The sequence below is a fragment of the unidentified bacterial endosymbiont genome (genome assembly GCF_918797525.1).
Taxonomy (GTDB): domain Bacteria; phylum Pseudomonadota; class Gammaproteobacteria; order Enterobacterales; family Enterobacteriaceae; genus Enterobacter.
Genome location: NZ_OU963893.1, coordinates 2,993,680 through 3,005,978, shown reverse-complemented (window position 1 = coordinate 3,005,978; position 12,299 = coordinate 2,993,680). Strand labels below are relative to the sequence as shown.

The 12,299-nt window shown below is 55.1% G+C and carries 15 protein-coding genes; 2 read left to right on the top strand and 13 right to left on the bottom strand.

Annotation, left to right across the window (positions count from 1 at the left end; all coding sequences use genetic code 11):
* Positions 1-81 precede the first annotated feature (81 nt).
* From fliR to fliF, 13 genes are all read right to left on the bottom strand, one after another.
* Entirely contained in the window at positions 82-867 is a 786-nt protein-coding gene (gene fliR, locus NL510_RS14375) for a flagellar biosynthetic protein FliR (protein ID WP_253377808.1), read from the bottom strand.
* Positions 868-874: 7 nt separating this feature from the next.
* On the bottom strand, positions 875-1,144 hold the full coding sequence (gene fliQ, locus NL510_RS14370) for a flagellar biosynthesis protein FliQ (protein ID WP_253377807.1): 270 nt from the start codon (positions 1,142-1,144) through the stop codon (positions 875-877).
* A 10-nt stretch (positions 1,145-1,154) separates the two neighbouring features.
* On the bottom strand, positions 1,155-1,892 hold the full coding sequence (fliP, locus tag NL510_RS14365; RefSeq protein WP_253377806.1) for a flagellar type III secretion system pore protein FliP: 738 nt from the start codon (positions 1,890-1,892) through the stop codon (positions 1,155-1,157).
* On the bottom strand, positions 1,892-2,266 hold the full coding sequence (fliO, locus tag NL510_RS14360) for a flagellar biosynthetic protein FliO (RefSeq protein WP_253377805.1): 375 nt from the start codon (positions 2,264-2,266) through the stop codon (positions 1,892-1,894). Before fliO ends, fliP begins: the two co-directional genes overlap by 1 nt.
* A gap of 2 nt (positions 2,267-2,268) precedes the next feature.
* On the bottom strand, positions 2,269-2,682 hold the full coding sequence (fliN, locus tag NL510_RS14355) for a flagellar motor switch protein FliN (RefSeq protein WP_253377804.1): 414 nt from the start codon (positions 2,680-2,682) through the stop codon (positions 2,269-2,271).
* Positions 2,679-3,683, bottom strand: a complete 1,005-nt coding sequence (fliM, locus tag NL510_RS14350) for a flagellar motor switch protein FliM (RefSeq protein WP_253377803.1) — start codon at positions 3,681-3,683, stop codon at positions 2,679-2,681. The genes fliN and fliM overlap by 4 nt, the downstream gene beginning before the upstream one ends.
* Positions 3,684-3,687: 4 nt before the next feature.
* On the bottom strand, positions 3,688-4,158 hold the full coding sequence (gene fliL, locus NL510_RS14345) for a flagellar basal body-associated protein FliL (protein WP_253377802.1): 471 nt from the start codon (positions 4,156-4,158) through the stop codon (positions 3,688-3,690).
* A gap of 106 nt (positions 4,159-4,264) precedes the next feature.
* Positions 4,265-5,470 carry a flagellar hook length control protein FliK gene (fliK, locus tag NL510_RS14340; protein WP_253377801.1) on the bottom strand — a complete coding sequence of 402 codons (1,206 nt, stop codon included), beginning with the start codon at positions 5,468-5,470 and terminating at the stop codon, positions 4,265-4,267.
* Positions 5,467-5,910, bottom strand: a complete 444-nt coding sequence (fliJ, locus tag NL510_RS14335) for a flagellar export protein FliJ (protein ID WP_253377800.1) — start codon at positions 5,908-5,910, stop codon at positions 5,467-5,469. The genes fliK and fliJ overlap by 4 nt, the downstream gene beginning before the upstream one ends.
* 21 nt (positions 5,911-5,931) lie before the next feature.
* The gene (gene fliI, locus NL510_RS14330; RefSeq protein ID WP_253377799.1) at positions 5,932-7,302 is read right to left on the bottom strand and encodes a flagellar protein export ATPase FliI; all 1,371 of its coding nucleotides are present in this window, start codon (positions 7,300-7,302) and stop codon (positions 5,932-5,934) included.
* Positions 7,302-8,009 (bottom strand): flagellar assembly protein FliH, encoded by a 708-nt coding sequence (gene fliH, locus NL510_RS14325; RefSeq protein WP_253377798.1) that lies wholly within the window; start codon positions 8,007-8,009, stop codon positions 7,302-7,304. Before fliH ends, fliI begins: the two co-directional genes overlap by 1 nt.
* Positions 8,002-9,000 (bottom strand): flagellar motor switch protein FliG, encoded by a 999-nt coding sequence (fliG, locus tag NL510_RS14320; protein WP_119938405.1) that lies wholly within the window; start codon positions 8,998-9,000, stop codon positions 8,002-8,004. Before fliG ends, fliH begins: the two co-directional genes overlap by 8 nt.
* The gene (fliF, locus tag NL510_RS14315; protein ID WP_253377797.1) at positions 8,993-10,684 is read right to left on the bottom strand and encodes a flagellar basal-body MS-ring/collar protein FliF; all 1,692 of its coding nucleotides are present in this window, start codon (positions 10,682-10,684) and stop codon (positions 8,993-8,995) included. The genes fliG and fliF overlap by 8 nt, the downstream gene beginning before the upstream one ends.
* A gap of 229 nt (positions 10,685-10,913) precedes the next feature.
* Between fliF and fliE the strand changes: the two genes are divergently transcribed.
* Complete coding sequence (gene fliE, locus NL510_RS14310; protein WP_253377796.1) at positions 10,914-11,228, top strand: flagellar hook-basal body complex protein FliE; 315 nt, start codon at positions 10,914-10,916, stop codon at positions 11,226-11,228.
* A 227-nt stretch (positions 11,229-11,455) separates the two neighbouring features.
* Positions 11,456-11,989 (top strand): hypothetical protein, encoded by a 534-nt coding sequence (locus tag NL510_RS14305; protein ID WP_253377795.1) that lies wholly within the window; start codon positions 11,456-11,458, stop codon positions 11,987-11,989.
* Positions 11,990-12,299: the final 310 nt, after the last annotated feature.

Below are 12,299 nucleotides of genomic sequence, written 5' to 3'. Positions count from 1 at the left end.
CGTCAGATATATCCTGGTAGATGTTTCTCAACTTTAATTTTAGGAATATCCTCAGAAAAACACTATCAAAAGTAGGGGCTGCTATTTGCCGGGAAGTTCGCTGACAATATCGGCTAACAGGTTGTATATCTCGCTGAATAAATGTTCACAGAACGGAGCGATAAGTGGCATTAACAAAGACATTAATAATAGCCCCACCGTCAGGGTTACCGGAAAACCAATGACAAATACCGACAGCTGTGGTGCCATGCGGTTAAGTAATCCTAACGCAAGATTGACGGTCAGTAGCAGGGTAATGATGGGCAGCGCCAGCATCAATCCGTTGAGAAAAATAAGCCCGGCGGCGCGAACCAGAGCCAGAAACGCATTGCTGTTGACCGGGTGCTCGCCAATTGGCAGGGTGTGGAAGGTATCCACCAGCATGGAAATAAGCCATAAGTGACCGTTGAACGACAGAAACAGCAGCATCGCCAGCAGGTCGATGATGCGCGCCAGAACCGGCATATTGAGGTGGCTGCCAGGGTCAACAAAGGTCGCAAATGATAACCCCATCTGCAGGCCAATCAGCTCACCGGCGGTACGTACTGCGGCGAAGGCGAGTTGCATGGTAAAGCCCACGGCAACGCCAATCATCACCTGCTGTAGCGCTACCCATACCGCATTCGCCGAGAAAATGGGAATATCCACGGGCGGCAGAGAAGGGGCGACGATAAGGGTAATGATGATACCCAACCCTACTTTCACGCGCTTAGGAATCGACTTCTCACTGAGAAGAGGGGCGGTGGAGATGAGCGCCAGGATGCGCAGCATAGGCCAGAAATAGACGCCAAGCCACTGTACCCACTGGTCACTGGTGAAGTGCAGCATCGTCGTATCAGCCGATGATATACGGCAGATTGGTAAACAAATTGCGCATATAGTCCAACAACAGGTTCAACATCCAGGGGCCGGCGACGATAATCGCCACGAACACCGCGATAATTTTCGGAATAAACGACAACGTCATTTCGTTAATCTGCGTGGCGGCCTGCAGAATACTGATAATCAGACCGGTTACCAGCGCAACCAGCAGCAGGGGAGCGGCAACGGCAATCGCGACTTTCATCGATTCCGTGCCCATCATCATCACCGATTCTGGCGTCATTGCGCGCTCCTTAAGTGTAGAAACTCTGCGCCAGCGAACTGACCAGCAATTGCCAGCCGTCGACCAGTACAAACAACATGATCTTAAAAGGCAGAGCAATGGTGGCCGGTGGCACCATCATCATACCGAGCGCCATCAGGACGCTGGCGATCACCAGGTCGATAATCAGGAAGGGAATAAAGATAGTAAAACCAATCTGAAAGGCGGTTTTCAGCTCGCTGGTAACGTAGGCGGGCAGCAAAATGCGCATCGGCACGGCCTCCGGCCCCTGCAGTTCGCCGGTGTTAGACAGGCGCGCAAACAGCGCCAGATCCGCTTCCCGGGTTTGACGCAGCATAAATTCACGCAGCGGTTGGGCCCCTTTTTCCAGCGCCACCTGCATGGAAATCTTATCTTCGCTGAACGGCTGATAAGCGTCGGTATAAATCTTATCGATAACCGGCGACATAATAAAAAAGGTCAAAAACAGGGCTAAGCCCAGTAGAACCTGGTTAGGCGGCGCAGAGGGCGTGCCCAGCGCATTTCGCAGCAAGCCAAAGACAATGATTATGCGGGTGAAGCTGGTCATCATCAGTAAAATCGCCGGAATAAACGTCAGCGAGGTGATGAATACCAGCGTCTGCACCGGCAGCGACCAGCTCTGACCACCGCCGGCAATCGGCGTTGAGATAAGGCCTGGCAGTTGCGCATAGACGGCGGGAGCAAACAGGGCAGCGCCTCCAAGCGTAAGGGATAGCAAACGGCGCATCAGGATCTCCCGGAACGCGTGAGCAAACTCTTCATCACGGACTGAAAATCCGCAGGGGTTTCTGCGCTCTCGTCATCCGGGACAGGGGCTGGCGGCAGTTTATGTAAGACGTTAATGTTGGATGCGGTAATGCCCAGTACCAGGCGCGCATCATCCACGTCGACAATGACCACCCGCTCGCGAGGCCCCAGGGCCGCGCTGGCGCTGACCTTCAGGCCTCGGGTACTGGCAGTTTTACCCGCCAGACCAAAACGCTTCGCCAGCCATGCGGCGATAAGAATAAAGGCAATAATACCGAACAATGCACCGCTCACCTGGAGCAGCGGTGAATCGGGAACCGCCTGGGGTTGTGATACCGTTGCCTGGGTTTTCATGCTTAACGGCTCAGGCGACGCATGCGTTCAGAAGGGGTAATGATGTCAGTGATACGCACACCGTATTTATCGGCGACCACCACCACTTCACCCTGGGCAATCAGATAGCCGTTAATCAAAATATCCAGCGGCTCACCGGCCAGACCGTCAAGAGCCACCACGGAACCTTGCGTCAGACGCAGCAGCTCTTTGATGGTCATCCGGGTGCGGCCAAGCTCAACGGTCAGCTTAACCGGGATATCCATGATCAGGTCAATGTCCTGCAGCGTGCCGCTGACGTCGCCACCACCTAGCTGCTGGAATACCGCATCCGCCGCGCTTTTATTCGGGGTGGATTGTTGCTCGTTTAACGCGTCAGCCCACAGATCGTCCAGTGCTCCGCTGTTTTCATCGGACGGATTGTTTATGTCACTCATTTGGGCTGTTCCTCATTCAGCGAATTCAATATCGGGTTGATCAAGTGCTCAACGCGTAACGCATACTGGCCGTTAAGGGTGCCATACTGACTGGTCAGCACCGGGACACCATCCACATGGGCAATAATGCGGTCGGGTTTTTCTATCGGCAGAACATCGCCGGGTTGTAATTTCAGTATCTGGGATAACCTCAGTGGGATATCGGCAAAACTCGCCACCAGCTCAAGCTGGGAATGCTGCACCTGGCGTACCAGGTTTTCGCGCCAGTTCTGGTCCTCGTTGCGGGAGTTTTCCAGCGGAGGGTTAACCAGCAGTTCGCGCAGCGGTTCAATCATGCTGAACGGCAGGCAGATGTTAAACTCACCGGTCAGATTACCGATCTCCACATGGAATGGCGTGTTAACCACGATATCGTTCGGCGAAGTGGTGATATTGGTAAATTTCACCTGCATCTCGGAACGAACGTACTCCACTTCCAGCGGGTTAATCGCCTTCCACGCGTCGCTATACGACTCCAGCGCCAGCTTCAGCATGCGGTTAATAACCCGCTGCTCGGTATGGGTGAACTCGCGTCCTTCGACCTTGGTCGGAAAACGCCCGTCGCCACCGAACAAGTTATCCACCGCTATAAATACCAGGCTTGGCGAAAACACCACCAGCCCGGTGCCGCGCAGCGGTTTGAGATGGATAAGGTTAAGGTTGGTCGGCACCGGCAGGTTGCGGGCAAACTCAAGATAAGGCTGTATACGGATCGCGCCGACGGAGATATCCGGACTTCGACGCAGCAGGTTAAACAGCCCCATACGGAACTGGCGCGCAAAACGTTCGTTGATGATCTCCAGCGCCTGCAGACGCTCACGTACCACGCGGCGCTGGGTATTCGGGTCATAGGGACGAATATGGTCGTCACTGGTCAGCCCCGGTTGCGGCACATCACTTTTATCGCTGTCGCCGTTAAGCAACGCATCGATTTCTGCCTGAGAAAGAATACTGTCGCCCATGTCGTTACCGCAGAATGAAGGCTGTATACAGAACGTCAGTGACTTCCTGCTTTGGTTGGCCATTTACCAGGGGGGTCGCCAGCGTTTGCTTGATGGCATCGACCAGTTTTTGCTTACCGTCGTCGGTGGCAAGCGTTGAAGCGTCCTGACGAGAGAACAGCAGCAGAAGACGGCTACGCACTTCAGGAAGGTAATCGTTCAGACGAGAACGGGTCGCTTCGTCTTTCAGGCGCAGCGTAATGCCAACATACAGCACGCGATCCGCATCGCCCAGATTAACGGTGAAGGTATCCAGTGGAAAAAACACCGGAGTCGGCGGCGGTGGCGGTTCGGATTTGGCTGACGCAGAGGACGGTTCCTGCTGCATACGCCAGTAACTGTAGCCCGCAGTAGCGCAGGCGGTGAGCGTGATCAACACCAGCAGCGGGATCCAGATGGAACGCTTACTTTTTTTGGTGATAACGGAGTCTGTCATCTGATACGAGCTTCCTGTTTCGGTACAGCTTAATAGAAAGATTATCCCGTGTCCGGCATATCTCAAAGCGTGGAAAAGACGAGGATAATCACGCTACCTCTGGCGTTTAGGCGAAAATGTCCACGGCACCGTTTCCGCGGGCCACGGATTGCAGGGCGCCAGGTGTCGGCAGTAATTCATCGCTCTCTTCATTAAAGCGCCCATCATGGCCGGAACGTGAGGCCTGTTGCTGCTGCCCAGAGGACGACTGTTGCTGACCGGCAAAGCTTTCGCTGCTGACGCTGCTTTGTGAAAGCTGAATACCGCTTTCAGCCAGAGACGTCCGCAACATCGGCAGTGCAGCTTCCAGTGCCGCGCGCACGTGGCTGTGCGCAGACACCATTTGCAGTTGCGCCTGGTTATCATCAAGCTTAAGCGAAATTTGCACCTGGCCGAGGTCTTCCGGATGCAAACGCAGTTCCGCCGTTTGCTGTCCCTGTCGGGTGAACAGCGTAATGTGCTGGCTCAGGTTCTGTTGCCATTCGGGCGTACCCAGCGGCTGGCTTAATACCGGCGCAGTGGCTACGGTGGCGGCAGGCTGCGAAGTTGCCAGGCCTGAGACCACAGGGGCCAGGGTGGCGGTTGGGGCGGCAGACGAAGATGAACTGGCGAGGTCCTGCTTCTCGGCGGCGGCCACAACCGGCGTTGCTGAAGTATTGACCGGCTGAGCGGTATCAAGGTGTTGCGCCGGGTCGTGCAAGGCTGGCTGAGGGTTTTTCAACGTCTGTTGCCCCGTGCCGTTTTGCATCACTGCAGTTGAAGGCAGGGCCAGTGACTGCGCGGCAATGCCCTCAGCGCGGGTCGTCTTGCCGGCAACCGCGACAGATGTTTGCTGGTGGGGGAGCATCGCCATCAGCGCGCTTAACCCCGCCAGTTCTTCTGCGCTCAGATCGTCATCTTTTGCTGTCGCGGACGCCAGCGACTTCAGGGCGTCACCGTTCGACGCGGGCGCAAGGCCAGATACGAGGGTCTGAAGCGAGGCGATCTCTGGCGTGTCATCGGCGGAAAGTGAGGACTGACGTGCCAACAGATCGGCAATTTTTGCCTGCAGTGTCTTATCGACCCCGGCCTGTTGCACAGCGTTAGCCCGCTTGCCGCCAGCCGCTTTCAGGTCTGCCAGGTTCAGCGGCGCATCTTTGCCCTGGCCGGTTGCGTCGGTTAACGCGCCCGCCAGCAGCGAGAGAAAGCCTTGAGCCTCCCCGGCGTCTTTCCCCGTCTGCGTGGCGCCTGAGGTGTCGCTCCCGGTCATCAGCAGTTGTTGCAGTGTGATCATTCTGGTTTCCTCATTGATGCGCGCTGGGCGAATTCATCCATTTTCTTCTGATCCTGGCGGTTTTCCGCCAGGGTCGCTGCCGCTATCTGCCGGTCCTGTAAGGTCTGCCAGGCCTGCAGCCGCTGCTTTTTCTCCCGCCAGAAATCCAGCGCGGAATCGACTTTTTGGGTCCACTGGTTTAGCTGCAGGCGGTGCTGCTCTATCGCCTTCTCCAGGGTCTGGATAAACTGCTGATAGTTAATCCAGCGCTGGCTTCCAATGCCCTGTGTCATGTCGGTATTGAGGTTGGTGCGGTATTCATGCTGATAGTCAATTAACATCTTCAATTGCTCTTCAGCCGCCTGGCACCCGCGCCGCATGGCGCCAAGCTGCAATGCGGCATCATCAACCTCTTTTTCAGCCAGATCCTTTAGCGTTGATAACGCGCTGTTTTGCGCCATGACCTTCGCCCTCCACCTCTGTTACACCTCCGGGAAAATCAGATCCAGAGCCTGGATTGAATCTTCCCAGTCGGCGCGTTCAAAAATAGCTTGTTGTAAAAAGGCTTCCAGTTGCGGCCACAGGGTAATCGCTTTATCGAGCATCGGGTCGCTGCCTTTGGCATACGCGCCCACGCTCACCAGGTCGCGGTTACGCTGGAAGCTGGAAAGCAGTTGTTTGAAGTTACGCACGCGAGCGTAGTGCTTCTCGGTAATCAGCGCCGTCATGGCACGGCTGATTGATGCTTCAATATCAATGGCCGGGTAGTGTCCGGCTTCGGCCAGACGACGGGATAACACAATGTGCCCGTCGAGGATTGCACGCGCGGAATCGGCAATCGGGTCCTGTTGGTCGTCGCCTTCGGTCAAAACCGTATAGAAAGCGGTAATAGATCCGCCGCCGCTGATGCCGTTCCCCGCGCGTTCAACCAGGGCCGGGAGCCTGGCAAAGACCGAAGGGGGATAACCTTTGGTGGCTGGCGGCTCACCGATGGCGAGGGCGATTTCACGCTGGGCCATCGCGTAACGGGTCAGAGAGTCCATGATCAGCAGTACGTGTTGACCACGGTCTCGGAAATCTTCTGCGATGCGGGTGGCATAGGCTGCGCCCTGCATACGCAGTAGTGGTGAAACATCCGCCGGTGCGGCGATGACCACCGAGCGGGCGCGGCCTTCCGCACCCAAAATATTTTCGATGAAGTCTTTAACTTCACGACCACGCTCACCGATAAGCCCCACGACAATGACGTCCGCCTGGGTATAGCGCGCCATCATGCCGAGCAGGACCGATTTCCCGACCCCCGAACCGGCGAAAAGCCCCATTCGCTGGCCACGGCCCACGGTTAAGAGCGCGTTAATCGGGCGAACGCCGGTATCCAGTACATGCTCGATAGGGGTTCGCTGCAGAGGGTTAAACGGTTGAGTGATCAGCGCTCCGGTTTCGGTGGTATCCGGAGAGGGCAGGCCGTCAAGCGGTTTACCGCTGCCGTCCAGCACCCGACCGAGCAGCGCTGGCCCTAAGGGAAGCTGTTTGCCGCTTTGCAGACCATCGCCGGCGCTGTTTTTCGCATACACCCGTGCGCCGGGTAGCACGCCTTCAACCTCTTCAAGCGGCATCAGGAACAGGCGTTGGCCGTTAAAACCCACTACTTCGCTTTCGACTTCCCGCATTTCCAGACCGTCCTGACGTTCAATAACGCAGGTTGCGCCCAGCGGAAGCTGCAGACCGGTGGCTTCTAATACCAGACCGGTGGCGCGGGTCAGGCGGCCATAACGCCGAACAGACGGCAGTTGCGCCATCTTTGCTTCGACGCTATCAAGCGTGTTGAGCCAGCGGGTGAGGCGTGCGGTCATCAGACGACTCCCGGTGCCGCAAGGCGGCACAGTTCCTGCCAGCGGGTGGCGACGCTGGCATCCAGGTCACCTTCATCGGCAGAGACTTTGCACCCGCCATGGTGTAACGACGGGTCACCGCGCAAACGCCAGCCATGCAAGCTCAGCGTGGCGCCCAGACTCTCTTCCACGCGCTGAAGATCGTCCGGGTGAACGCGCAACTGCGGCTTGCCGCTGAACAGCGGCTCTTGCTGAAGCAGTCCCTGAATTTGTTTGATAAGCGCGGAGTTATCAACCGTCGGCGCCTGGCCAATCACCTGGCGAGCCGCTTCCAGCGCCATTTGCATCAGACGTGAGGCAATCACGCTGTCCAGCGCATCCAGCGTGTTCTGGAATTCACTGACCAGCTGTTGCATACGGGCATGGAGCGGCGCCTGCTGCTGACGCGCCTGTTCGATACCTTGCTCCAGACCCTGGGCCAGACCTTCCTGATAACCCTGTTCATGGCCTTTCTGCCGGCCTTCATTCAAACCGGCGTTAAAGCCCTGCTCGTGCGCCTGCATTTGCAACTGCGCCATCATCTGCACGCGTTGCTCTTCTTCACTAAGCGCGGGCGCTTCAGTTTCGACGTTGCCCTCCTCAGGGGAGGACATCGCAGGGGTGAATTCTGAGAGGGGAGGCGCAAGATCGTCGGGCGTCCAGCGCGTCCACGGCAGCTCATTAGACATAAGTGTCGTCTCCGCTGCCAATCACCATCTCGCCGGTTTCCGCCAGGCGACGCACAATAAGCAGGATCGCCTTCTGTTCGTTTTCCACCTGAGACAGACGTACCGGACCCCGGTTCGCCAGGTCGTCGCGCAGGATATCCGCCGCACGCTGAGACATGTTGCGCAGGAACTTCTCGCGCAGCGGCTGTTCGGCACCTTTGAGAGCGATAAGCAGCGATTCGGAATCCACCTCCTGAAGCAGGCGCTGAATGCTGCGATCGTCCACTTCGACCAGGTTTTCGAACAGGAACATCTCGTCGATAATTTTCTGCGCCAGCTCGCCGTCGAACTCGCGAACGGCGGTAATAACCGCCTCTTCCTGCTGGGTTTTCATGAGGTTGATAATCTCTGCCGCCGTTCTCACGCCGCCCATTTTGCTGCGCTTAAGGTTCTGGCCATCGAGCAGGTTGTTCAACACTTCGGTCAGTTCCGCCAGCGCCGCTGGCTGAACGCCGCCAAAGGTGGCGATACGCAGCATAACGTCATGACGCAGACGCTCTTCGAACAGCGCAAGAATGTCCGCGGCCTGGCCCCGTTTGAGGTGGACCAGAATGGTGGCGATAATCTGCGGGTGCTCGTCGCGAATAAGATCGGCGGCACTTTGCGGCTCCATAAAGTTGAGCGTTTCGATACCGCTGGCGGTATCGCGCGTTTCCAGAATATCTTCCAGCAGGCTGGCGGCACGCTCTTCGCCCAGCGCTTTGACCAGCACGGAGCGCAGGTATTCGTTAGCGTTGACGTTGAGCGCCGCAAACTGTTCGGCTTCCTGCTCAAACTCAGCCAATACCTCGGTCAACTGCTTGTTGGAGATCTGACGCACGTTGGCCATTGCCGCGCTGAGAATTTGTACTTCTCGTTGCGAGAGGTGTTTAAACACCTCTGCCGCGCGGTCTTCACCAATGGTCATCAGCAGGATGACGCTCTTATCGGTACCTGAAAGCTCGTTACTCATGTTCATTACCCATCCAACCGCGGATGACCAGCGCGACGACGCGCGGATCGTTATCTGACATTTCGCGAATACGCTGGCTCATTACCTCTGCGCCCATGCGCTGGTTTGCGCGGCGTTGTTGCATCTGTTCATCTTTGCTGAGGCGAACTTCCACCGCTTCTTCTACGTCCTGGCGATTATTCTTCTGCTCCAGAGCGGCCTTCTCAGCCGCGGCACGGCGCTGAAGCTGAGGTCGAACCGCTTTACGCCACAGCAGCCAGGCGACAATCAGCACCAGTAGCCAGCGGCCTGCGGCCATCAACTGATCGATAAACGCCTGCTTTTGCCAGAACGGAAGTTCGCCACCGGTTTCATCCACCGAGTTGAACGGCGAGTTCACGACATTGAGGGTATCGCCACGTTTAGCGGAATAACCCATCGCTTCGCGGGTCAGATCTTCTATCTGCTTGAGCTGTTCAGCCGTGAGCGGCAACGGTTTACCGTCTGGCAGCGTTTTGTAGTTCACCACCACGGCAACAGAAAGACGCTGAATATCGCCCACGTTCAGTTTGGTGTGGCGGATAGTACGGTCAACTTCGTAGTTGGTGGTTTCATTGCGGCTACTGGTACGGGGGCCCGTACTGGCAGCATTGGTGGTGGTCTGCTGATTATTTTGCTGAGTGTTCTGCTGGCCGTTTTGCTGGTTTGCCGGCGGCGTTGAAATAGGCCCGGCGTTAGCAGGAGCGGGCTGGTTAGACAGCGCGCCCGGCACACCGCCAGGGTATTGGCCGCCAATCTGTTCGTTCGAGTTAATTTGACGCGAACGCATCACTGCCTGAGAAGCATCGCCGTTCGGGCTGTATTGTTCCTCTGTTTGTTCTTTATTAGCGAAATCAATTTGCGCGGTAACCTGGGCATGTACGTTGCTGTTACCCACGACCGGGCCGAGGATTGCTTCGATACGACGCTGGAGACGGCTTTCGACGTCGGCGGCATATTTAAGCTGCGCGTCATTCAGGTCGCGACCGGCGCTATTGTTCTGCGTTAACAGATGCCCACTCTGATCGACCAGCGTGACGTTACCCGGCGGCAGGCCCGCAACGGCGCTGGAGACCAGATGCGTCACCGCGCTGATTTGCCCTTCATCCAGCGCGCGGCCAGGCTCAAGGTTCACGGTAATGGAGGCCGAAGGGGCTTTTTGTTCGCGGACAAACAGCGAAGGCTTCGGCATGGCCAGATGCACACGGGCGCTTTTTACCGGCCCGAGTGTTTCAATGGTACGTGCCAGTTCACCTTCCAGCGCACGTTGATAATTAACCTGTTCGCTAAACTGGCTGATACCGAATTTTTCCTGATCCAGCAGCTCAAAACCGACCGCACCGCCTTTCGGCAGGCCAAGCTGCGCCAGACGCAGGCGAAGTTCATGCACCTTATCCGCCGGAACCTCAAGAGCACCGCCGTTATCGGAGAAGCGATAAGGGATGTTCATTTGGGTAAGCTGGGTGACGATAGCACCGCCGTCCTGGTCGGAAAGATTAGTGTAAAGTGTGCGGTAGTCAGGGCTTTTCGCCCACAGAACCATCGCTACCAGGATCGCAATGGCGGCAGCGCCTGCCACGATCAACGGGATTTTAGGGTTCGCGCGAAGGCGGTTCATCCACTCGACTGATTTAGTGTGTGGCGCTGGCGATGCTGTGGCACTCATTGCGCACCTCTTAAATCCTGGTGGTTTACGTTATTCGTGTAGAGAAACAAAACTGGCTCCCGGGTCGGCAAACACGACAAATGTTCCATATTGATGGCCCTGCCATTATTTGATGATTCCGGATTTTCTATGCGTCAAATAACCTGGTTTTTTCATGCTATTTGCCGCCATTATCTCATTGACAAGCTGTTAGTCTTGACTCCATAAAAAAACCATCCAGGGGGAAAACATGGCTATACAGGGCATTGAAGGGGTAATCAGTCAGTTGCAGGCAACGGCGATGACGGCCCGTAATCAGAACGTAGCAGAACAACAACCGTCCATCAGCTTTGCGGGGCAACTGCATGCCGCTCTTGACCGTATCAGCGATACTCAGACCGCGGCGCGTGCGCAGGCGGAGAAGTTCACCCTGGGCGAGCCGGGCGTGGCGCTCAACGATGTGATGGCCGATTTACAAAAATCGTCCGTTTCCCTGCAGATGGGGATTCAGGTCAGGAATAAGCTGGTGTCTGCGTATCAGGAAGTGATGGGCATGCAAGTTTAGATTGTATAACCTAATGATATTTATAATTAATAACCATCCGATCCCACAGCGTGGGGCATAGATGGGGCAAACTCACTCAATTTCTGATTGAGAATGAGTACCTGGTCCTGGTTATTTTCAGCCATCCAGGATCCTACTGTCTTGTTGGGGTGAAACACTTATATGATAGGCTCTGTTTCTTGCTATTATTTTCCCTTCATTAACAGCCAATCTTATCCGGAGGGTAAATGCCTTTAAATATCAATTCATGCCTATGCACTTCAAACTTAAGCATTGATTCCTTAATTGATAGCTCATCCACCTCAAAGAATCCAACTCAAAATAACCATTCCTCTGGCGGATATATTACAACCAGTACAAAAGTAAATACACTAGAAATCAAGCCATTAGCTTCATACCTGCCTCCCAAATTAAGAATGAATGCCAAAGAATATACTCAGCACAAAGAACACGTGGATCCAATGGAAGGCTCAAATAATCATGTTCACTTTGATTGTTTTTCGTTTAGGAATGAGAGCGCCTCTCACATCAACGCTTTAAATGACGATGATACTGATTTCGTTCCATTTGAAGAGTTTGAGCAATGGCGCCTGCAGCGATTAAAAGATCAAGTGAGTATAAGCTCGTCCGATTCGGATGCTATCTCAGCTAAGCAATCCGAAAGATCTGCATTTTCTGTAGAACAGGCAATCTCAACCATCTACGATATTCCAAGAAAACAGGCAATCTCAGCCAACTACGATATTCCAAGGGAATGTTAGAAATTTTTAGTCATTCCAGTAATATACAATTAAAAAGGAATGACATATGTCCCAACCCTTCGATTTCGACAAAGCGCTTAAGGCACCTCAGTCCGGCCAGGCATTAACGGGTAAAGACGGGATCTTAACGCCTTTAATCAAGCAGGACGGGTGACGTTCTTCATTAACCGCGCCTTTAACGATGATGGGTGCCCGGTGATGTGATGGGGCAAGGGTGGGGCACAAAACAGCACTCGTTCTAAGGTGAACTTAGACGACTGATATTTATTGTTAACAATCATCCGTTTATTTCTACTACACGGATGCCTGT

Coding starts and splice junctions, on each gene's coding strand:
- fliI (WP_253377799.1), bottom strand. CDS start 7,302: ATGACCGCACGCCTCACCCGCTGGCTCAACACGCTTGATAGCGTCGAA.
- fliE (WP_253377796.1), top strand. CDS start 10,914: ATGGCTATACAGGGCATTGAAGGGGTAATCAGTCAGTTGCAGGCAACG.
- fliP (WP_253377806.1), bottom strand. CDS start 1,892: ATGCGCCGTTTGCTATCCCTTACGCTTGGAGGCGCTGCCCTGTTTGCT.
- fliF (WP_253377797.1), bottom strand. CDS start 10,684: ATGAGTGCCACAGCATCGCCAGCGCCACACACTAAATCAGTCGAGTGG.
- fliJ (WP_253377800.1), bottom strand. CDS start 5,910: ATGGCGCAAAACAGCGCGTTATCAACGCTAAAGGATCTGGCTGAAAAA.
- fliO (WP_253377805.1), bottom strand. CDS start 2,266: ATGAAAACCCAGGCAACGGTATCACAACCCCAGGCGGTTCCCGATTCA.
- fliL (WP_253377802.1), bottom strand. CDS start 4,158: ATGACAGACTCCGTTATCACCAAAAAAAGTAAGCGTTCCATCTGGATC.
- fliK (WP_253377801.1), bottom strand. CDS start 5,470: ATGATCACACTGCAACAACTGCTGATGACCGGGAGCGACACCTCAGGC.
- fliN (WP_253377804.1), bottom strand. CDS start 2,682: ATGAGTGACATAAACAATCCGTCCGATGAAAACAGCGGAGCACTGGAC.
- fliM (WP_253377803.1), bottom strand. CDS start 3,683: ATGGGCGACAGTATTCTTTCTCAGGCAGAAATCGATGCGTTGCTTAAC.
- fliQ (WP_253377807.1), bottom strand. CDS start 1,144: ATGACGCCAGAATCGGTGATGATGATGGGCACGGAATCGATGAAAGTC.
- fliG (WP_119938405.1), bottom strand. CDS start 9,000: ATGAGTAACGAGCTTTCAGGTACCGATAAGAGCGTCATCCTGCTGATG.
- fliH (WP_253377798.1), bottom strand. CDS start 8,009: ATGTCTAATGAGCTGCCGTGGACGCGCTGGACGCCCGACGATCTTGCG.
- NL510_RS14305 (WP_253377795.1), top strand. CDS start 11,456: ATGCCTTTAAATATCAATTCATGCCTATGCACTTCAAACTTAAGCATT.
- fliR (WP_253377808.1), bottom strand. CDS start 867: ATGCTGCACTTCACCAGTGACCAGTGGGTACAGTGGCTTGGCGTCTAT.